Annotated in this window: 21 protein-coding genes and 3 pseudogenes; 15 read left to right on the top strand and 9 right to left on the bottom strand. The window is 68.4% G+C overall.

The features are described 5' to 3' along the window. Positions 1–152 precede the first annotated feature (152 nt). The 6 genes from ACWIHY_RS24115 to ACWIHY_RS24140 all read left to right on the top strand — a co-directional run bounded on the left by ACWIHY_RS24115 (position 153) and on the right by ACWIHY_RS24140 (position 4,716). Positions 153–812, top strand: coding sequence for an HdeD family acid-resistance protein (locus ACWIHY_RS24115; RefSeq protein WP_454377738.1), 660 nt, complete (start codon positions 153–155; stop codon positions 810–812). Positions 813–949: 137 nt separating this feature from the next. Beyond that, entirely contained in the window at positions 950–1,411 is a 462-nt protein-coding gene (locus tag ACWIHY_RS24120; RefSeq protein WP_454377739.1) for an SHOCT domain-containing protein, read from the top strand. Positions 1,412–1,445: 34 nt separating this feature from the next. Continuing rightward, on the top strand, positions 1,446–1,865 hold the full coding sequence (locus tag ACWIHY_RS24125) for a DUF7144 family membrane protein (protein WP_454377740.1): 420 nt from the start codon (positions 1,446–1,448) through the stop codon (positions 1,863–1,865). Positions 1,866–2,039: 174 nt separating this feature from the next. Beyond that, positions 2,040–2,447 (top strand): DUF7144 family membrane protein, encoded by a 408-nt coding sequence (locus ACWIHY_RS24130; RefSeq protein ID WP_454377741.1) that lies wholly within the window; start codon positions 2,040–2,042, stop codon positions 2,445–2,447. Positions 2,448–2,474: 27 nt separating this feature from the next. Further along, positions 2,475–3,308 carry a class II glutamine amidotransferase gene (locus ACWIHY_RS24135; protein WP_454377742.1) on the top strand — a complete coding sequence of 278 codons (834 nt, stop codon included), beginning with the start codon at positions 2,475–2,477 and terminating at the stop codon, positions 3,306–3,308. 520 nt (positions 3,309–3,828) lie between these two features. Further along, the gene (locus ACWIHY_RS24140) at positions 3,829–4,716 is read left to right on the top strand and encodes a GNAT family N-acetyltransferase (RefSeq protein WP_454377743.1); all 888 of its coding nucleotides are present in this window, start codon (positions 3,829–3,831) and stop codon (positions 4,714–4,716) included. A 71-nt stretch (positions 4,717–4,787) separates the two neighbouring features. On the opposite strand, the gene ACWIHY_RS24145 is transcribed toward ACWIHY_RS24140, so the two are convergent. Next, positions 4,788–5,078, bottom strand: coding sequence for a hypothetical protein (locus tag ACWIHY_RS24145; RefSeq protein WP_454377744.1), 291 nt, complete (start codon positions 5,076–5,078; stop codon positions 4,788–4,790). A gap of 460 nt (positions 5,079–5,538) precedes the next feature. Further along, positions 5,539–6,342 carry a maleylpyruvate isomerase family mycothiol-dependent enzyme gene (locus ACWIHY_RS24150; protein ID WP_454377745.1) on the bottom strand — a complete coding sequence of 268 codons (804 nt, stop codon included), beginning with the start codon at positions 6,340–6,342 and terminating at the stop codon, positions 5,539–5,541. A 342-nt stretch (positions 6,343–6,684) separates the two neighbouring features. Between ACWIHY_RS24150 and ACWIHY_RS24155 the strand changes: the two genes are divergently transcribed. Together ACWIHY_RS24155 and ACWIHY_RS24160 are read left to right on the top strand one after the other, a co-directional pair. Beyond that, positions 6,685–7,212, top strand: coding sequence for a DUF485 domain-containing protein (locus ACWIHY_RS24155; RefSeq protein ID WP_454377746.1), 528 nt, complete (start codon positions 6,685–6,687; stop codon positions 7,210–7,212). Further along, complete coding sequence (locus tag ACWIHY_RS24160; RefSeq protein WP_454377747.1) at positions 7,209–8,828, top strand: sodium/solute symporter; 1,620 nt, start codon at positions 7,209–7,211, stop codon at positions 8,826–8,828. Before ACWIHY_RS24155 ends, ACWIHY_RS24160 begins: the two co-directional genes overlap by 4 nt. 123 nt (positions 8,829–8,951) lie before the next feature. Here ACWIHY_RS24160 and ACWIHY_RS24165 read toward each other — a convergent pair whose 3' ends face one another. From ACWIHY_RS24165 to ACWIHY_RS24185, 5 genes are all read right to left on the bottom strand, one after another. After that, positions 8,952–10,067, bottom strand: a complete 1,116-nt coding sequence (locus ACWIHY_RS24165) for an AI-2E family transporter (RefSeq protein WP_454377748.1) — start codon at positions 10,065–10,067, stop codon at positions 8,952–8,954. Positions 10,068–10,159: 92 nt separating this feature from the next. Then, on the bottom strand, positions 10,160–10,426 hold the full coding sequence (locus ACWIHY_RS24170) for a DUF4235 domain-containing protein (RefSeq protein WP_454377749.1): 267 nt from the start codon (positions 10,424–10,426) through the stop codon (positions 10,160–10,162). Continuing rightward, positions 10,426–10,854 (bottom strand): DUF3618 domain-containing protein, encoded by a 429-nt coding sequence (locus tag ACWIHY_RS24175; protein ID WP_454377750.1) that lies wholly within the window; start codon positions 10,852–10,854, stop codon positions 10,426–10,428. The genes ACWIHY_RS24170 and ACWIHY_RS24175 overlap by 1 nt, the downstream gene beginning before the upstream one ends. Continuing rightward, the gene (locus ACWIHY_RS24180; RefSeq protein ID WP_454377751.1) at positions 10,851–11,258 is read right to left on the bottom strand and encodes a phage holin family protein; all 408 of its coding nucleotides are present in this window, start codon (positions 11,256–11,258) and stop codon (positions 10,851–10,853) included. The genes ACWIHY_RS24175 and ACWIHY_RS24180 overlap by 4 nt, the downstream gene beginning before the upstream one ends. A 411-nt stretch (positions 11,259–11,669) precedes the next feature. Then, complete coding sequence (locus ACWIHY_RS24185; RefSeq protein ID WP_454377752.1) at positions 11,670–12,767, bottom strand: YihY/virulence factor BrkB family protein; 1,098 nt, start codon at positions 12,765–12,767, stop codon at positions 11,670–11,672. Between the two features lie 212 nt (positions 12,768–12,979). Here ACWIHY_RS24185 and ACWIHY_RS24190 point away from each other — a divergent pair, with 212 nt between their 5' ends. The 5 genes and pseudogenes from ACWIHY_RS24190 to ACWIHY_RS24210 all read left to right on the top strand — a co-directional run bounded on the left by ACWIHY_RS24190 (position 12,980) and on the right by ACWIHY_RS24210 (position 16,611). Then, the gene (locus tag ACWIHY_RS24190) at positions 12,980–13,378 is read left to right on the top strand and encodes a DUF3662 domain-containing protein (protein WP_454377753.1); all 399 of its coding nucleotides are present in this window, start codon (positions 12,980–12,982) and stop codon (positions 13,376–13,378) included. A 578-nt stretch (positions 13,379–13,956) separates the two neighbouring features. Beyond that, positions 13,957–14,181, top strand: a complete 225-nt coding sequence (locus ACWIHY_RS24195; RefSeq protein WP_454377754.1) for a hypothetical protein — start codon at positions 13,957–13,959, stop codon at positions 14,179–14,181. A 321-nt stretch (positions 14,182–14,502) separates the two neighbouring features. Next, positions 14,503–14,721 (top strand): hypothetical protein, encoded by a 219-nt coding sequence (locus ACWIHY_RS24200; protein WP_454377755.1) that lies wholly within the window; start codon positions 14,503–14,505, stop codon positions 14,719–14,721. A 278-nt stretch (positions 14,722–14,999) separates the two neighbouring features. Next, a pseudogene (locus tag ACWIHY_RS24205) lies at positions 15,000–16,227 on the top strand (PP2C family protein-serine/threonine phosphatase). Between the two features lie 249 nt (positions 16,228–16,476). After that, a complete protein-coding gene (locus ACWIHY_RS24210) occupies positions 16,477–16,611 on the top strand; it encodes a hypothetical protein (RefSeq protein WP_454377756.1) in 135 nt (44 codons plus the stop codon). A gap of 86 nt (positions 16,612–16,697) precedes the next feature. Here the strand turns inward: ACWIHY_RS24210 and ACWIHY_RS24215 are convergent. Next, positions 16,698–16,793: pseudogene (locus ACWIHY_RS24215) on the bottom strand (3-hydroxybutyryl-CoA dehydrogenase); the annotation flags it as partial. A gap of 13 nt (positions 16,794–16,806) precedes the next feature. Here ACWIHY_RS24215 and ACWIHY_RS24220 point away from each other — a divergent pair. Together ACWIHY_RS24220 and ACWIHY_RS24225 are read left to right on the top strand one after the other, a co-directional pair. Beyond that, positions 16,807–16,914: pseudogene (locus ACWIHY_RS24220) on the top strand (short-chain fatty acyl-CoA regulator family protein); the annotation flags it as partial. A 195-nt stretch (positions 16,915–17,109) separates the two neighbouring features. Continuing rightward, positions 17,110–18,783, top strand: a complete 1,674-nt coding sequence (locus ACWIHY_RS24225; RefSeq protein WP_454377757.1) for a hypothetical protein — start codon at positions 17,110–17,112, stop codon at positions 18,781–18,783. 356 nt (positions 18,784–19,139) lie between these two features. Here ACWIHY_RS24225 and ACWIHY_RS24230 read toward each other — a convergent pair whose 3' ends face one another. Next, the gene (locus ACWIHY_RS24230) at positions 19,140–19,892 is read right to left on the bottom strand and encodes an SDR family oxidoreductase (RefSeq protein ID WP_454377758.1); all 753 of its coding nucleotides are present in this window, start codon (positions 19,890–19,892) and stop codon (positions 19,140–19,142) included. Between the last annotated feature and the right edge of the window lie 228 nt (positions 19,893–20,120).

A 20,120-nucleotide genomic window follows, 5' to 3' on the forward strand; every position in this document is an offset into this window, starting at 1 on the left:
TCTCCGCCTACCTCATCGCCCCGGCGGTGCGCGCGGATCACCCGCCGAGGGTGACCCTGCGGCCGGCGCGGGGCAGGACACTGGCCGCGTGGGATGCCCCGCACCGCCCGTGGGCGGGCCGCTTGGACCTGCCCGACACGCGAGGAGGAACCATGAGCGAGCCGCGTGGCCCGGCGCCGCGTACCGGACAGGAACACGTGCCCCGAGCGGACCGCGGGCCGGCCGGCGACCCCTCGCAAGTGCTGGCGAAGCTCGGGCGCTCCTGGACATGGATCCTCGGTTCGGCGGTCGCCACGCTCGTACCGGGCGTGCTGATACTGGTCTGGCCGGAGGGAACCCTGCACGTCGTGGCCGTCCTCATCGGCCTGTACCTGCTCGTGACCGGGGCCTTCCGCTTCGTTGGCTCCTTCGCCCGGCAAGAGGCCGGCGAACGGCTGCCCGAGCTGCTCCTCGCGGTGCTGTTCGTCCTGGCCGGGGTGCTGTGCCTGAGGAACCCGTTGCAGACCGTCGCCGCCCTCTCCCTGATCACCGGGATCGTCTGGCTCGTGTCCGGCATCCTCACCCTCTACACGGCTGTCGCCGCCAAGGATCTGCCCCACCGCGGCGTGATCCTCGGCGCCGCGCTGCTCGCCATCGTGGCGGGGATCGTGGTGCTGGCCCTGCCGGCCGAGTCGGCTCGGGCGCTGACCCGTCTGCTCGGTCTGTGGCTGGTCCTGCTCGGCGTCGTCGAGCTGGCGGTCGCCTTTGCCTGGCGGGCCGCGGTCAACAGGTCACGCCCCGCGGTGGAGCACGACCGCGCCGGCACGCTCTGAGACCCGGACAGCGCTGTCCGAGGACGGGCCCGGCCTGTCACTCACCCCCCTCGGGTGAGGCCCCGGACCCTCGCCGGGGGCAAGGTGATAACGGCACAGAACGACTGCCGGGCGAACGCCCGAGACGGAGGCAAGCCATGAACGAGCAGGTGTACCTCGCGTACGACTATCCGCTGCTGAGCGTTTTCTGGAGCATGTTCGTGTTCTTCCTGTGGATCGTATGGTTCATCCTGCTCTTCCGGATCATCACCGACATCTTCCGCGACGACACCCTGAGCGGCTGGGCCAAGACCGGCTGGCTCGTCCTCGTACTCGTCCTCCCCTTCCTGGGCGTCTTCGTCTACGTGATCGCCCGGGGCAAGAACATGGGCGGCCGCGAGATGGCGCAGGCACGCGCGCAGCAGGAGGCTTTCGACAGCTACGTCCGGGAGACAGCCAAGGGCGGTCACGGTGCGACCGACGAACTCGCCAGGCTGTCCGAGATCCGCGCCCGCGGCGACATAACGGACGAGGAGTTCCGCCGGGCGAAGGAACTCGTCCTGAGCGGCTCCGGCCCGTCGCAGCGGCCGGGCAGCGGCACGACCGCCTCCGGTCACTGAGGGCATCGGACGAGACTGAAGCGAGGGCAGCAGGATGAGCCACACACAGAGCACTCACACGGACACGGACGCGATCAGGCGTCAGTGGGCCGGGGGCCTGACGGTATTCGGAGCGGTCATGCTCATGATCGCGGGCGTTCTCGGCATCTGCCGGGGCATCATGGCGATCGCCGAGGACGATGTCTTCGTCACGACACGCAAGTACATCTTCGAATTCGACCTCACCGGGTGGGGCTGGATCCACCTCATCGTGGGCGTCGTCGCCCTGATCGTCAGTTTCGGGCTCTTCACAGCCATGACGTGGGCGCGCGTCGCCGGCGTGGCCATCGCCGCACTCCTGATCATCGCCAACTTCCTCTCCCTGCCGTACTACCCGGCATGGTCGCTCGTGGTGATCACTGCCTCCGCGTTCATCATCTGGGCTCTGTGCGTGGTGAGGCCGGACGACCTGTGATCAAAACCCGTTCCGTGACGCGGACGGGCGCCGACCGGTAGCACCGTGGAGAGGAGCCCGGCGGTGGGGAGGCGGAGAAGCGCAACGATCACCCGCGGCCGAGTGGCAGCGACTCAGAGAGGCGGGCGTGGAGCCCGCGACCACGACCCGTCCGAGAACGAAACGAGACACATCATGTCGACGATGCACATGCGCAGCAAGACCAGTGCCACCTTCGCCGGCGGTCTGGTGACGTTTGCCGCCGTGATGTTGCTTGTGGCAGGCATCCTCGACGTCTTCCGCGGCATCATGGCTGTCGCCGAGGACGATGTCTTCGTGGCCACGCCCGATTATGTCTTCGAGTTCGACCTCACCAGCTGGGGCTGGATTCAGCTGATCATCGGGGCTCTGGCCATCCTCGTGGGCCTCGGGCTGTTCAAGCCCACGCTGTGGGCCCGGATCCTCGGTGTGGCGGTGGCGTCATTGCTGCTCATCGCCAACTTCCTGTCCCTGCCCTACTACCCGTTCTGGTCGGTGGTCGCCATTGCCCTGTACGCCTTCGTCATCTGGGCTCTGTGTGTGGTTCGCACGGAGAAGCACTGACCGGAAGACCGGGAGAGGTGACCGCACATGTGCCGGTGGCTGGCGTACTCGGGGAGTCCCCTGCTCCTCGACACGATCCTCTACGAGCCCGCACATTCCCTGATCGACCAGAGCCTGCACTCCCGCCTGGGCGTCGAAACGACCAACGGGGACGGTTTCGGCATCGGCTGGTATGCGCAGGAGGCCGACATCGACAGCCCTGCCGTCGTACGCGACGTCGGGCCGGCGTGGAACAACCGCAATCTGCGGGAGATCTCCAACCACACCAAGTCTCCCTTGTTCTTCGCCCACATACGCGCCTCGACGGGCACGGCGGTCCAGCAGACGAACAGCCATCCCTTCCGGCACGGCCGCTGGATGTGGATGCACAACGGGGCCATAGCCGGGTTCTCCATGATGCGCAGGGATCTCTGCCTGGCTGTGGACCCTTCGCTGTTCGCCGACATCGAGGGGTCCACGGACTCGGAAGTGATGTTCTTCCTGGCGATCACTTTCGGACTGCACGACGACCCTCCGGGCGCGGTGGCCCGGATGGCCGGATTCGTCGAACGCACAGGTCGCGAGCACGGCATCGCCGCCCCGCTCCAGATGACCGTCGCGACGACCGACGGCGCGAGCGTCTGGGCGTTCCGCTACGCCAGTGGGGGCGATGCGCGATCGCTTTTCTACAGCAGCCGATTGCAGTCACTGCAGGCGCTTCACCCCGATGTGTCGTTCCTCCGGGGCTTGTCCGAGGAAACCCGCCTCGTCGTGTCCGAGCCCTTGGGTGATCTGCCGGGGGCCTGGAACGAGGTTCCTGAGCACAGCTACGGTGTCGTGCGGGCCGGTGCGGATGAACTGCGCCCGTTCGCGCCGGTTTAGGGGTCGAACTCCTGGGTGTCTGAAACGGGGCATCGGACACCTGCCGCCGCAGGGCGAGGAGTTGCTCAGTACGGTGTCCATGTGTGCCTCTACGCCATGACGTCCTACAAGCTGCATTACGCATGCGTGGCATGCCGGGTCAGCTTCAAGCAGCACGCGGATCCGGAGCGAAAGCGTCCGTGCCCCAACTGCGCTCGGCCACTTGTGTGCGCTGGGCAGGACTTCGCTCCGCCACGAAAGCGTGATGCCGGCAGGTGGTCCGTGGTGGTCGCGGTCCTGGGTGAAGGACTGCGCTACGAGGGGCGACCGGCTTGTGGCTGCGGCAAGGCGCCGAAGTTCCGACCGCGTACGCGCTCCGAACTGCGAACCCGTCGGATCGCCGCGTCAAGGGCCGGGCTGGCGCTGTCGGAGGCATTGTCCCGCGTGGACCCCTGACGCCGACGGCGGGCTGAGGCAGCGCCGGAGAAGCCCCTCAGGAAACCGGATGCGGGCCGGCGAAGGTGATCCCTACGCTGCCGTCATGGACTCCTGTCAGGTCAGGCGGATGTGCGGGGACGACCTTGTGTCGGCGGAACGGGCCTCGGCGGTGACTTTCTTCGAGGCGGAGCAGAGCACCAGGCGGGTCAGCGATCCTGAAGTCGAGCCGCGCTCGGCGGCCGCCTCGCAGCAGTGGATCGACCGGATGCGTTTCTGCCTGAGTGTCGATCCGGCCGGGTGCTGGGTCGCTACGGAGGAGGGCCGCGGTGCGGGCGTGATCGGATTCGCCATCGCGCAGAACCGCGGCCGTCTGTGGTTCCTCGCGACGTACGGCGTGCTGCCAAGCCATCAGGGGCAGGGCATCGGCCAGCGCCTGATGGACGCTGTCCTCACCCATGCCGCCGATCGCCCAGGCATCTTCTCCTCCAGTGTCCACCCCGGGGCAACCCGTCGGTACCGGCTGGCGGGTTTCTCTCTCCACCCTCAGATGCGGATGGTCGGCACCGTCGACCGCTCCACGCTCCCCGCGATCGACGGCCTGCGCGAAGGCCGGGCCGACGACTTCGAGTGGATGGACCGACTGGACCAGGACCTGCGTGTTGCGGGCCACGGTCCCGACCACGACTACATGCTCGGCACCCTGCGGCTGGTCGTGTCCCGGAACAGGGCGAGGCCGGGATACGCCTACATCAACGACCACGGACAAGCGTCGCTGCTGGCCGCTGCGCACCCGGAGACAGCGCAGAGTCTGTTGTGGGAAGCGCTGGCCTCGTCACGCGGCAGGACTTTGGTCAACTGCATCACCGCCCCCAACGAGTGGGCGATCGATGTCGGCCTGGCCGCCCGTCTCGACATCGGCCAAGAGGGCTACATCGCCGTACGTCGCATGCCGGTCCCGGCGCCGTACCTCGCCAGCGGGCACTTCCTCTGAGCGGCCTGCCGGCAGCACATCGCCCGCCCCGACGCGTGTTCGGGGCGGGCGACGACGTGCTGTGCTGCGGGTCAGCGGCCGAAGGGGCGCCCAGCGTTGTTCTCGGAGTCGATGTACTGCTGGATCCGCCGGTCGATGGCCGCCGCCTGGGCGCGGCAGCGCTGGGCCTCCGCGTGCGCGCCGAGGCCGTCCAACTGCCTGGCCTTGTTCTTCAGATCGTGGGACTGCTGCTGCAGCTCCGCGATGTTGACCTTGATGGCGCCGCGAGCGGACATGCCCGCCACGCTCTGCTGGCCGCCGGCCGGGGCGGCGTGGGCGGGCAGAGCCGTGAAGAGTACGCCGCCGGTCATTGCTGCGGTCACAGCGAGCGTAGAAATGCGTCGAAGCATGAGCTTCCCCCTAGTTCTGGTGCGAAAACAGGTCATTACCAGCTGGTAACCCCATGCTACGTGATCTTGTGACGTGCCTGCGCCACGACTCGAACCGTGAGCGGCATGCCTGCCTGACCGGCGGGGCGTCGCGCATGCCGCCCGGCCGATCTGCACCGACGAGCGGGAAGTGGAGGTTGGGCGGCTGCGCCGTGAACTCCTCGAGTCGTCGGTCCGGGACAGGGCCGCATCCTGGGCTGTGATGATCACCGCGCGCGAACTCGACCGGGCTGCCCTCAGCCGCCAACTGCTGCTGGAAGGTGAACGGTTGACCGTCGCCGACGGGATGCGTCGCGTGGTCGCGCTCCAGGCGCAGCACCCGCCTCGCCTACTCCGCCCTGTGGAACCGGCTCACCGGGTTCGTTCCGGCCGAGCTCGACACCGTCGCAGGAAGTCAGAACATGACCCGGGCCGCGGCGAGGGCGGCCGCGGCCGCCTCGTCGCCCTCGAGCGCCAGCTCACCGAGCGGCGGTCGGCCCGAGAGGTGACGCGCGAACACGATGGCATCGGCCCGCAGCGTGACTACCGGTGGACCGCTGCCGAGCCGGAATCGGCCACCGGCCGGGCCTGAGAGCTCCAGTAGACAGGATGGGCCGGTCCAGCCGAGCGCCAGATCCAGCAGCACTTGGTTCATGATCTCCTGGTCGTGCGCGCCCAGGACCAGCTCCGTACCGGTGGCGTCACTGATGTCGATGCGGTGCATCCAGGTGTCGCGAGCGATGAGGACGCTGTTCATGTACTCCATGGAGTCGTCGGGCAGCGCCTTCGCCTCCGGGAAGATCATGCTGGTTCGCATCCGCCGCCGTACCGGAGCCGGTATGCGGGCCAGTGAACGCGCTCCACGTGGGGCGAACCGAGCGAAATCCTCCACCAGTTGCTCTTCTGGCGATTCTCCGCGCTCTGCGACCTGACTTTCGTTGTGGCCGTCGAGCGAGCCCAGCCCGGGATGCGTACGCCGGGCCCGCCGAACCCGCGTGATCATGAGCCAGGGCTTGGGCAGTTCCTCGAACTGGCCAACCTCGTGGGCGACCACGTCCCGGACGGTCCAGCCGGTGCACGCGGTCGGCCTCGACCACGCCCCGGCGTCCAAGGAGCCCATCACGGCGAGCGAGGCTCGTATCTCCGCCTCGTTGACCGTGCGCGCCCGAGCTGCGGAAGTCCGGGGAATGTCCTGCGCGGAGACTGCGGGCGTGGCCATACCGCACCTCCTTGACCCCTCGGTGCAAGGCTACCCCGGTGGCCCTCTCCTGGCCGGGGGCCTTGTGGAGGAGCAGGCGAAGGGGGAACGCCGGCAGCAGTGTGTGGCGTATGGCGCATGGCCGGCCGCTGTGGAAGAACTCGCTGAAATGTAATGAAACCGGTCCGTCTTGATTCGGCTGACCGCAACAGCACCAGGCCCCCATCCAGCCCACCCAAGGTCTCCACCGACTCTCATCCAGTCCGTGGAAGCCTCTTACGTCATCGCACTACCGATGAGTAACATGCGCGCACCAACCGGCACCACCCGCCCGCCTCCCCCACGGCGGCAAGGAGCAAGTCGATGTCGTACCAACATCCCTTCCCGGACCCACCCCCCTCCCGCCACGCCTGGGGGGACGCGGCCGCGCAGACCTATGACGCGCCGCCGCGGCATGAAGGCCGCCGCGAGCAGCCGCACGACCACAACCCTCGTGGTGACGTCGACCCGCTCCGCTCCGGCTACCGCAAGCTGCGCCGCGTTTCGACGTTCACCGCACTCGGGTACTTCGTCCTGTTCCTCCTCCTCTCGGCCTTCACGCCCGGGCTGATGACCAGCGAGATCACCGGCGGGCTCAATGTCGGCCTGATGCTCGGGCTCTGCCAGCTGCCGGTGGCACTGGCGGCGATCGCCCTGTACGAGCGCATCGCACGCGACCGCATCGACCCGCTGTCGGCGACCATCCGGGAGCAGGCTCTGCAAGTGACGCACGAGACCCGCCGTCCCCGGGGCCGCGGCGGCTACCGGGCGGATGCCCCCGCGTACGCCGCTGGGCAAGCGCAAGCGTCGTGGCAGTGGCCGGACGAGCCCGCGGGAGGTGCCCGGTCATGACCGAGTTCAGCGCCGATGCCCAGACCATGTCGCTGGTCGCGTTCATCGCGGTCATCACGGTCACACTGCTGGTGTGTGTGACGACCGGGCCCGATCATGAGGACCTGGGCGAGTTCTACACCGGCTACCGCTCGCTGTCGCCCATACAGAGCGGCCTCGCCATTGCCGGTGACTACATCTCGGCCGGCACCGTGCTCGGCACCATCGGCATCATCGCGCTCCTCGGCTTCGACGGCATCACGCTCACCCTGAGCACCGTGCTGTCGCTGGTCCTGGTGATGTTTCTGCTGGCCGAACCTCTGCGCAACGCCAGCCGGTTCACGATGGGCGACGTCTTCACCCACCGTGCCCCCGGCTCCTTCGTGCGGATCATCGCGTCCATGGTCACGCTGGCCGCGCTGCTGCCTCTGGTGATCTTCCAGCTCGCGGGTGCGGGTGATCTGCTCGCCGTGGTCCTCGGGTTCCACGCCGACGCGTTCAAGACCGGGGCGATCGTGTTCCTCGGCCTGCTGATGATCGCGTACGCGGCGATCGGCGGGATGAAGGGCACGGCATTCATCCAGATCGTCAAGACAGTCGTCCTGCTCGGCGCGGCCACCGCCATCGCGGTGCTCGTCCTCAATCGGTTCGACTTCAGCCTGCCGTTGCTCCTGGACGCCGCCAAAAAGGGGAGCGGGGCGGGAGACGCGTACCTCGCCTCCGGGCTGCAGTTCGCGGGCGACGACTTCGACATGATCGGCACACAGTTGACGGTGGTGCTCGGTGCGGCCGTACTGCCGCACATCACGATGCGCATGTTCAGTTCGCGCAGTGCGACAGCCGTGCGGCGCTCGCTCTCCTGGGCCGTTTCGACCGTCGTCGTCACCTGCCTGCTGCTCGCCGTGATCGGCTTCGGCGCGGCCGCGCTCGTCGGGCACAACGGCCTCGTCGCCGGTGACCCGCAGGGCCAGACGGCATTCCTGATGGTCAGTCAGGTCCTCATCGGTACGGATCCGAACATCGTCGAGACGCTGCTGTTCACGGCGGTGGCCACTGCGGTCTTCCTCACCCTGCTCGCATCGGTCGCCGGGATCACCCTCGCCTGCGCCAACACACTGGCGCACGACCTCATCGCGCACGGGCTGCGGCGCAAGCGCGCCCTGAAGCACTCCACGGAGATGGCCATCGCCCGGGCCGCCGCGGCGGGCGTCGGGCTCGTCGCGATCGCGTTCGCGGCCGCCGCCCGGAACCTGAACCTCCAGGCGCTGCTGACGCTGTCCTTCTGCGTCGGTGCATCCGCGATCGCCCCGGCGCTCGTCTACAGCCTCTTCTGGCGCCGCTACACCCGTACGGGCCTGATCGCCACCCTCATGGTCGGCACCGTCGCCAGCATTGTCCTGATGGCCGGCAGCAATCTGGTGTCCGGATCACCGCAGTCCATTTTCCCCGACCAGGACTTCAACTGGTTCCCGTTCACGACGAGCGGCATCGTCTCGGTCCCGCTCGGGTTCCTGGCCGGCTGGCTGGCCACCGTCCTCTCCGACCGGGACGCGGCCGACCAGCGCCGCCGCTACGAAGAGCTGGAACCGACGATCCTGGCCGGCACTCCGGCGAAGGTGGGCGGCAACGTTTCCTGACCCCGGTTCCCGGCACAGGTAGGGCGCCCGGCCTGGTCAGCAGGCCGGGCGCCCCTCGTCCCCTCGTACTCACCAGTGGCGGTGCCAGAGCGTTCCGCTCGCCCAGGGGGCCGGAGCGAGACGCTACGACGAGGCGGCGGCACCGGTGTGCGCCGCGTCGGTGTCCGGCTCCTGCGTCGGGTCGCTGAGCTGCTCGCGCAGATAGTTCCAGACCACCGCAATCAGCGCGGCTGCCGGTACGGCGAGCAGGCTGCCCACGACGCCGGCCAGACTGCCGCCCAGCGTCACCGCCAGCAGGACGACCGCCGCATGCAGGCCGAGCCCACGACTCTGGATCATGGGCTGGAACACGTTGCCCTCGAGCTGTTGCACCACGACGATGATCGCCAGCACGATCAGCGCGTCTGTCATGCCGTTCGACACCAACGCGATGAGCACTGCGACCAAACCGGCGAACAGGGCACCCACGATCGGCACGAACGCGGATACGAAGGTCAGTACCGCCAGCGGGAGCACCAGCGGCACCCCCAGGATCCACAGACCGAGGCCGATGAAGACGGCGTCGAGCAGGCCGACGAATGCCTGCGAACGAACGAACGAGCCCAAGGTGTCCCAACCGCGCGCGGCCACGACCGGGACGTCGGTGGCGAGACGGCCGGGGAGGTGGCGGGTGAGCCACGGCAGGAACCGCGGGCCGTCCTTGAGGAAGAAGAACATCAGGAAGAGCGCCAGGACGGCGGTGACCACGCCGTTCAACACGGTGCTCATGCCCGTCGCGACAGCGGTGACCATGCTGCCGACGCTGTCCTGAACGCGCTTGACGCCGGCGTCGAAGGCACCTGCGATCTGCTCGTCGCCGATATTCAGCGGCGGCCCGGCGGCCCACTCGCGCAACTTCTGGATGCCTTCGACCACGCCGTCGGCCAGCTCGCCGGACTGGGACGCCACCGGAACCGCGATCAGTGCCACGATTCCCGCGACGACCAGCAGGAACAACACGGTCACAACCGACGCGGCCAGGGCGGGCGGCCAGCCGCGCCGGCGCAGGATGCGAGCCAGCGGCCAGGTCAGCGTGGTGAGGAACAGGCCCACTATGAGCGGCCAGACGACCGACCACATCCGGCCCAGCACCCACAGGGCCACCGCAGCCGTCACGAGGACCAGAAGCAACTCAACGGAGACACGCGCCGATGTTCTGAGCGCGGCAGTGGTTTTTGTGGAGCTCAACTTGGCAGACATGGGGAAACCTTATGGGCACTCCACTGCCGGGCCGGAAGCAGCCTTGCGAGCCTTGTCGGGCGACTGTGCACACCGGGGGGCTCGTAGGAAAATCAGCCGGGCCAGGTGCCGGTCAGACGGTGCACCGCTGTGGCACCCCCGCGGTCGACGGCAGCCTTGACGGCGGCGAAGATCGCGCCTTGGAGTGTGGCGGCGAGCAGGATCTCCTGCCAGCTGCGGGCCTCATCGGTGGCGTCCGGGGCGTCATCGTCGTGCCCGATGACTTTCCACGCCTGCTTGAAGACCGCGCCGGCCAGGGCACCACTCATGACGCCGAGCGCCAGACCAACGGGCTTGTACACGATCTTGGACGCTTTCATCAGCGCCTCCGGTTACGGCGTACGAGGAGGAGCGCCGCCAGCGCGGCCACCCCGGCGATGAGCAGGCGACGGTTGCCACGCGCGGACTCCGCCACCTGGTAGGCCTTCTCCATCACCGGATCCGGCGCCTTCTCCTGGAGTTTGTCCGCCACGGCCGTCGCCGTTTGTGCGATCTGTTCCTTGGCCTGTGCCGCCTTCTCACGTACCGGCTCGGGAGTCTTGTCCTGCGCCAGGTGGAGGGCCTGGGCGGCCTTGTCCTGCACCTGGCTCTTCACCTGCGCGGCCTTCTGCTGTGCCTGGGCTTTGACATCGGCTTTGGCGGCCAGCGCCTCGACCGTCCGGCCGAGTTCCTCGCGGGTTCCTGCCACCTGCTCGCGCAATTCTTCCGGGGTGGGCGTGGGTTCGTTGTCCTGCGGGTTGATGGTCATCGGTGTGCCTTCTCCTTGATTTCGGCCACGTCGGCCTTGACGCTGTCGATGGCTTGCTCGGGGGTGGGCGGGGTGGCCCGGCTGATCTGTTTCTTGCCGCCGGCGGCAAGACCGGCCGCCAGTGCCCCCAGGAGGATGGTGATGGTCAGAGCCGCGGCCCACAGGGGCCAGAGGAGGTTCAGTGCCACGATCGCGGTGGCTGCGAGAGCCTGCAGGGCGAGGAAGCCGACCACGCCGGCTCCGCCGAACAGGCCGCCGCCCATCCCGAATCGTTTGCCCTTCTCCTGCATCTCGGCCTGCGCCAGGCGCAGTTCCTGCCGCATCAGCTGCGAGATCTGCTCGGATGCCTGCTTGACCAGCTCACCCACCGGCTCCGCGGTGCCATTGCCGGGCGGGGGACTCATGGACGTGCTCATCTCGTCGTACCTGCCTTTCACATGCCGTGCCAGGGCGTTTCAGCGGCATGACTGTCGGTGGCCGAGTGCGCTTCCGTTTCCCTTCGTGTCGGGCTTCCCGCCGCGTACCCGAGCCCTGCCCTGCCATGCCGCTCCTTTTCACTGACACAGCAACGGAATGTGACCGCAACCTGCGGAGCAGTGGCCCAGGTGCTCGGTGGACGAGCCAAGCGCTCGCCGGGGTAGTGGGCTCCACTGCGGACACGCTCGCGGCCGCGGTGTGCCCGGAGGGGAAGGACGAGCTGTCCGGCCGGTCCTCGACATCGTCGTGCGGAATCATGTCCGCCGGGGGTCTGCGGCGCTCGTAGGGGAGAAGATGCATGGTCACCTGGTTCCCCTCGCCCGGTGTTCGACGCTCGGCTACAGCGCGGGGCGTGGGTCGGTCGATCCCATGTCCTTGCGGTCCTCCTCGCTCCATGCGCGGGTGTCGCGGGGCTGGACGTACGGTTCCTCGTGCTCGGGGTGGCCGCCGATGATGGCCCGCTCGCGGGCCATCTCCGCGTCGAACTCCAGACCCAGCAGGATCGCCAGGTTGGTGATCCACAGCCAGACGAGGAAGATGATCACTCCGGCGAGGGCGCCGTACGTCTTGTTGTAGGAGCCGAAGTTCGCCACGTACAACGCGAACCCGGCCGACGCGATCATCCAGATGGCCAGGGCCAGGACGCTGCCGGGGGTGACCCACTTGAAGCCGCGGCCCTTGGCGTTGGGGGAGGCCCAGTAGAGGATCGCGACCATGATGGTGACGAGGAGGACGAGGACGGGCCACTTGGCGATCGACCAGATCGTCAACGCCGAGTCCCCAATGCCCATTGCCGACCCCAGTTGCCGGGCGATACCGCCGGTGAAGACCACGATGAGCGCGCTGACGCACGCCATGACCATCAGCACTAGAGTGACACCCACCCGGACCGGCAGTACCTTCCACACCGGACGCCCCTCGGGCATGTCGTACACGGCGTTGGAGGCGCGGATGAATGCGGCCACATAGCCGGACGCCGACCACAGTGCTCCCAGCAGACCGACAACCGCGAGCACCGAGCCGGTGCCGCCGTTGCCCTGCAACTGCTCGACCGCGCCGGTGATGACGTCCCGTGCCGAGCCGGGTGTCATCTGCTTGAGGTTGTCCAGGATGCTCTTGGTGGCCGATTCACCGGCTATGCCCAGCAGAGAGACCAGCACCAGCAGAGCGGGGAAGAGTGCCAGCACTCCGTAGTACGTCAGTCCGGCCGCGCGGTCGGACAGTTCGTCGTCCTGGAACTCAGCCACCGTGCGCCTGAGAACAGCCCACCACGACTTCTTGCGCATCTCGGTGGGCTGATCCGGTGCGTTCTGCTCCACCTGCGGACCGGGACCCACATCGGGCTCCGTCTCGGTGTCCGGGCGGGGGTGGGGAGGGGGATGCCGGTCGTCCCGGTGCCGGGTATCGCCGTGCTGTCGCTGCCAGATCGGTGCCATGGCCTACGAGTAACCGGAAATGCGTCCTGGACACCGTTTTCCGTCCTCAACGCGTCACGAGGGGAGCGACAGTCCGATGGTGCCGGCGAGTTCGGCCGACTCGTGCTCGGTGGGGGAAAGGACTGCCGGCCACTCCTCGGCGAACGACCTGATCACCCCTCCCGTCAACGTAGGGAGGCGTGCGGGCAGGTGTCCGGGGCAGGCGTGTGGTCATGGAAACGTTGAACCAGTGGGAACAAGCCCTCGATCGCTGGCAGAGCGCGCTGTTGGCCAAGGCTTTCCACAGCGAACCGGTCGAGCTGCTCGAAGCCTTGCGGCGCGAATGCGACGAGCACGCAGTGGTGTGCAGCGAGACCCGCGTGGTGGTGCCCAACGCCTATGAGGTGGGCATCGATGATCGCGTGTACGAGGAGTTGGCCCGGCACGGCGCTCAGGTGGGACAAGCGCTGACGGACGATCTGGCGCGTCATGGAGAGAAGAAGGGCTACGAATGGGCGGGCCCGCTCGCCGTGCGTGTCACCACATCCACGCACCTTCCCAACGGCCGTTACCGCATCGCCAGCAGCGCCATGCCACACGTTCGCGCCGGCGCTTTCCCGCAAGAGAGCTGAGCGTGCCGTCTCGCAGTGCTCGGTGTGTCCGGCCCAGACCGTCACACCACACATCAGCACCAGCAGAGCGAGCGCGGACCATCGCCAACACCACTGTGTTCGTGCGGACGCGGACGGGTCCGTTGTGGGCGTGGTGCCGCCGGCCTCGGCTTCGCACCGAAAGTTGTGCGACGAAGCGACTTTCGGTGTACGAACGGCTTGCTCACGCTGCCTAGGGTTCGCCGTATGCAGCAGATGAATGAGTTCCTCATGACGCAGAAGATCACCCCGCTGGTGAACCGGTACGTCGTCACCGACGGAATGGGCCGGGACGTCGTCGCGTTCGCCGAACAGAAGCGTCTGAAGCTCAAGGAGCAGGTCACGCTCTGGACGGGCGAGGACCGTTCCACCGTGCTCGCCGGGTTCAAGGCGCGGCAAGTGATCGACTTCGGTGCCACCTATGACGTCAGCGGTCCGGCGGGGGAACCCATAGGTCACTTCCCAAGGACGCCAAGGCGTCCCTGCTGCGCTCCACCTGGCATCTGGCGCAGGGCGACGCGCCCTCGGCGAGGGGGACCGAGCGCAGCGCCGGCATTGCGATGGCCCGCCGTGCCGTGGAGCTGGCGGACGCCGTACTGCCCATACCGCTGCCGGTGCCGTTCGTGTACCACTTCGACTTCGCCCGCGACGGTCATCCGGTGATGTCGGTGGAGCGCAAGGTGGGCATCAGGGACCGTTACGTCGTGCGGATACAGGACCCGCAGCTCGACCGGGGGCTTGCTCTCTGTATGGCGGTTGCTCTGGACGCACTTCAGTCCCGCTGAGGACACCCATGCCTCCCGCCGGCGCCAGGGTCCGGCCCGTCGATGTCCGCCTCCGTACCCGTTCCCGAGTCCGCGCCAACGGGCTGACGGATGGTCAGAAGTGATGGCCCGCAAGGTCCGATGCCGCCGTAGGAGCGCACCCTGTCCCCGACGGCGCATCGCGCTGGAGACACCGGCTCCGGCAAAGCTCGTCGAGTGAACCGGACGCCGGGCCTCAGGTACGAACGCCGCGTGGTGGAACTTTTCTTCGCGCGCAACCGTCCTTCACGGTGAGAACAGATGGCCCTCGTGCGCATGTTGTGTCCACGGAAGTGAGTTGCCATGCAGGCGAACGAACCGAGCAAGCTCGAGACCACATTGGCGGACGGCAGGCGTATGACGCTGGCCCTGCCGCGGACGAACGCGTTGTGGGCCGCCGGCGGCATCAACGCTCTGCGTGCTGTTCCGGCCACGCACACCGGCCGCCGCCAAGATCCTCCCGCCCTGCCGGCACGGCCCGCCCTCCCCCTTGAGGTGGCTCTTCTCGGCATAGGGGCCTAGCAGTGCCTGGCTAGCGACGACTGCCGTACTGTCCGGCCGATCATGGGCGGAGCCGTCCGGTGCCCCGCCGGAGCCGCTGCAGGCACCTCGTCGGCGAGGCCCTCGGCTTTCCGTGCAGTGCCCACGCGCCGGTACAGGAGGGAACGACTCTGCCGGGGTATCAGGCTCCCCGGCAGAGGGCCAATCGGCCCACGGGGGCGTCCGTGACCGGCCGGCCTCAGCGGTCGTGCCTATCGTGAGAGCACCAGATCTCAACGATCTCGCGCGGGCAGGTAATCATGAACAGACCCGGAATCGACTACCAGGCGGTCTTCCACGCTCTGCCCGGCGCGGTGGCACTGCTGACACCGGACCTGGTGTACGCGGATGTCAACGAGGCGTTTCTGTCCATGTCCGGACGCACTCGCGACCTGGTGATCGGCCGTTACCTGTTCGATGTCTTCCCCGACAATCCCAATGATCCGGTCGCCACCGGCATGCGCAATCTGTGCGTTTCCCTGCGGCGGGTGGCGGCCACGGGGGAGCGCGACACCATGGCCCTGCAACGCTACGACGTGGAGATTCCCGACCGGCCCGGGGCGTGGGAGGAGCGGTACTGGAGCCCGGTCAACGTCCCCATTTTCGCCCCCGACGGCGACGTGGCGCTGCTGCTGCACCGTGTGGAGGAGGTCACCGAGCTCATCCGCGCCCGCGGCGCCCGCGGTGACGGGTACCGGGCCCAGGTTTTGGAAGCCGAGCTCTACACCCGCGCCCGGGAGCTCCAAGAGGTCAACGAGCGCCTGCGCCGGGCCCACGCCCGTGAACGCGAGGTCGCCCTGCACCTCCAGGAAGCGATGCTGCCCGCGCACCGCCCGCTCGGCCACCACCGCGCAGCCGTGCGCTACCGGCCCGCCGCCGGAGCCCTGAACGTGTGCGGCGACTGGTACGACCTCGTCGACCTGCCCGACGCAGGCCGTACCGCCGTGGCCGTCGGGGACGTCGCCGGCCACGGACTGCGCGCAGCCGGCGTCATGGGCCAGCTGCGCAGCGCGCTGTCGGCCGCCTCCCGGGTCGCCGCCGGCCCCGCCCAGGCCCTGGAAGGCCTCGGCCTGTACGCACGCTCTGTCGCCGACGCGGAGTCCACCACCGCCGTGTCGGTCTTCATCGACTGGAACAGCCGCACTCTCATCTACAGCAGCGCATCCCCCGCCCGCGCTCTGTCACCCCGACGGCACCGTCACCTTCCTCGACCGGGCCACCGACCCCCCACTCGGCGCCCGCCCCGAGCACACGTCCCGGCCGCAGGCAGAAACCTTGTTCGCGAACGGATCCGTCCTCGTCCTCTACACCGACGGACTCATCGAACGCCGCAGAGAGGACATCGACACCGGCCTCCACAGGCTCGCCGACTCCCTCGTACGACATCGCGCCGCCGATCCGGACACCCTTGCCGACGCCCTGCTGAGTGACCTGCTCCCGCCCACGGGTATCACCGACGACACAGCCCTGGTCGTCCTCCGCCTGTGAGCTCACGCCGGCACCCGCAAGCCGGCGGGCTGTCCTGACGGCCGCTCGGAGGAGGCCGGCCTGCCCGACCACGGTCGCGCGGTTGTTGCTGACGTCCTCGACGAGTGCCACCCCGGGTTCCCTGCGCGCATGAGGCCGACCAGGAAGCGGGCCACCTTGTCCCGGCCGACGACCGGGCGCAGGGCAGCCCGTACCCTGCCGTCTCCGTCGCAGTTCGGCCCGGCTTGGGTGCGCTGTCCGGTTTTTATCGTGAATCCCGCTGAACGGCCTCGCCTCGAACACATCCGGAACAACCTGCACGAACGGATCATCGAAGCCGAGCACGAAGGCTGGCTCGGCGAAGCCGAAGGTCTCAACGTCAGTCGCGCGGCTGCGGAAGCGTGAGGGGCACGGAACAGACCACCAGTCTGGTTCCGCGCCCCTCTCCACAGAGGCCGCAGGGTCCTCGGCACGCGACGGACCAGGGCGCCTCAGCCCCCGTCGCAGGTGTGGAACCCGCGACCGCACTTACGGCCGAGAAGCCCCGCCTCCACCACGCGGTGAGGCAGCGACGGCGGTACGTACAGGGACCTCGACAACGCTCCCTCCGTCATGCCCATCGGCATGGGCTGCCGCCTCTGCGAACGTACCGACTGCCCTCAGCAGGCCGTACCGCCCCTGGACCGCCGGCCGGGGATCGCAGCCCATACCCGCGGAACCCGTACGCACGCGTGCGTTTCCCGGCCGGGCGAGATCGGTTCTACCCTCGGCCACAGGTGTCCCCTAAGACCCTCACCACGTTGGGACAGTGCGTGCCGGTCGCGGCGCGTCCACATGTCCGGCCGGGCCGAACGGCTCGTACGCGCCACCTGGCTGACCGGACCGTACCTTCAGGAGAGACGGATGGACTACTACGACCTCGGCACCCACACCCGCCCCGTGACGACGTCCTCCCCGTCCGCCCAGATGTGGTTCGACCGCGGGCTGCTCTGGTCGTACGGCTTCCACCACGAGGAGGCGGTCTCCTGCTTCGAAGCCGCCGCCGCGGCGGATCCGGACTGTGCGATGGCCTACTGGGGCATCGCCTACGCCCTCGGTCCGAACTACAACAAGCCCTGGGAGTTCTTCGACGGCGAGGACCTGGCACGAACCGTCGAACGCACCCACGCCGCCGTCGAACGCGCCTACGAGAAGGCGGCCGGCGCCACTCCCGTCGAGCAGGCCCTGATCCAGGCATTGCGGTACCGCTATCCGCAGGCGGAAGCGGTCGAGGACTGCTCGGTGTGGAACAAGACCTACGCCGACAGGATGCGCGCCGTGTACGAACTCGCTCCCGACGACCTCGATGTCGCCACACTCCATGCCGACGCACAGATGAACCTCACGCCATGGCAGCTGTGGGACCTGCCGACCGGGCTGCCGGCGGAAGGCTCCCGCACGCTGGAGGCCAAGGCGGTCCTCGATCGGGCGATCGGCACCGCGCCCGGGAAGACGCACCCCGGCCTTCTGCACATGTACATCCACCTCATGGAGATGTCCCCGACCCCCGAGGCCGCCCTGCCCGTCGCGGACCGGCTCCGCGGCCTCGTGCCGGATGCCGGACACCTGCAGCACATGCCCACGCACCTGGAGGTGCTCTGCGGGGACTACCGGCGTGTGGTGTCGGACAACACCACCGCGATCGCCGCCGACGAGAAGTACTACGCGCGGGCCGGCGCGATGAACTTCTACACCCTGTACCGATCGCACAACTACCACTTCAAGATCTACGGTGCGATGTTCCTCGGTCAGTCGGCGACCGCCCTGGAGACCGCCGCACAGCTCCAAGCCTCCATCCCCGAGGAACTGCTGAGGGTGCAGAGTCCGCCCATGGCCGACTGGCTGGAGGGTTTCCTCGCCATGCCGGTACACGTGCTCATCCGCTTCGGCCGCTGGACCGACATCCTGGAACTGCCGCTGCCTGCCGACCCGGAGCTGTACTGCGCGACCACGGCGATGCTTCACTACGCTCGCGGCGTCGCCTTCTCGGCGGCCGTTCGGATTCCCGAGGCGGAGACCGAACGCGAACTGTTCCGTCTGGCCGTCTCCCGCGTACCCGAGTCACGCATGTTGTTCAACAACACCTGCGTCGACATCCTCGCGATCGCGTCGGAGATGCTCGACGGCGAACTGGAGTACCGCAAGGGGAACCACGACGCCGCCTTCGCCGCACTGGAGCGATCGATCACACTCGACGACAGCCTTCCCTACGACGAGCCGTGGGGATGGATGCAGCCCACACGGCACGCGTACGGCGCCCTGCTTCTCGAACAGGGACGTGTGGAGGAGGCGGAGGCCGTCTACCGGGCCGACCTGGGTCTCGACGACACGCTGCCGCGTCCTTCGCAACACCCCGGCAACGTATGGGCACTGCACGGGTTCCACGAGTGTCTCCTGCGTCTGGGCAAGAGCGCGGAAGCGCAGATCGTGGCCCAGCAACTGAAGCTCGCTTCCGCCATGGCGGACGTACCGATCAACGCGTCCTGCTTCTGCCGTCTCGAAGCCGTCGCCGGCGCGGCGGAAGGCGGCTGCTGCTGACGACCCGCGAACTGCGGCCCCACGCGTACCCGACGATCATCAGGACCCATCAAATCTCGCCCTCGTCCTGACACCCGGACACTACGGTGACGGGCCCCAGCTCGAGGGCGTGCTGGAGCAGGTCTCCGTGCCCCGAGCCGGAGTCGGACGCCCGAGAAACAGTGCCCAGGCCGCCGACTCTCGCACGCCTCGCGGAAGGCGGAGACGTCTGCCGGTGCTCCTGCGCCGTACTGCTGACGGGCCGTCGGTGGACGAGGCGGCGGCGTACGGACGCGGCGAGCTGCCGGCAGGCCGCAGGTGTGCGGCCCACCGTCTCGGTGAACGGAATGCCGACCGATGCGAGGTGGTCGAGGTCGTCATCCTCCCTGGGTGACGCTCTGGGCAAGCCATTCGTCGAACGTTTGGCTGCCCCGCGGCCCGGGCCCGGTCGGGAGCTGGCCGCCGTCGGCCATGGCCGCGCCCCTGGCGCCGGGATACCTGACCGGCAGCACCAGCCGGTGCTGGTTCCGGGCCCGCAACAGCCGGCGCACGAGGTCGACGAGCTGCTCGACATGCGGTCCGGCGAGCTCGGGCGCCATGCCCTGCGCCGGGGCCAGGGCGAGCTGCACGAGATGCTGGGCCACCTCGCGGGCCGCGACCGGCTGCGTCCGCATCCTCGGCACCACCGCGAACGGTTTGGGGACCAGGTCGAGTATCTGCTCCGCGAACTCGTGGAACTGCGTGGCACGCAGCACCGTCCACGGCGCCCGACCGTTCTTCAGCACATCTTCCTGCCGCAGTTTCCCCTGGTAGTAGCCATGGCCGACCCGGTCGATGCCGACGATCGACAACGCGACGTGGTGTCGTACGCCGGCCCGCGCCCCGGAGTCCAGGAGATTGCGGCTGACGCTCTCGAAGAACGAGCACGCCTTCCTGGCGCTCGAGGTCGTCACGTTGCTCACATCGACGACTGCCTCCACGCCCGCCATGGCGGCGTCGAGGCCCACGCCCGAGACCAGGTCCACACCTCGTGACCGGGCCAGCACCACTGGCTCCTGACCGGCCGCCGCCAGCTCCTCGACCACGAACCGTCCGACCAGTCCGGTCCCGCCTGCCACCGCTATCCGCATGCCGGGCCTCCTCTTCGCTCTCATGGTGCCCTACGTCATTGCGTGCCGTCCCGACGAGCGGGCCCGTGCCACTCTCTCGGCGAGAAGCAGGCCCAAGCGCCTGTGTACAGGGCGACCACGGCCGACAGGCCGAGACAGGCGTACCGGATTTTCGTGTTCATGCCGTATGACGAGACAGCGCCCGCCGATGTGCGGCGAGCCGCCGCCTCGCTGGAAGCCGGCAGGCCT

The sequence above is a fragment of the Streptomyces sp. NPDC055287 genome, from assembly GCF_053646035.1.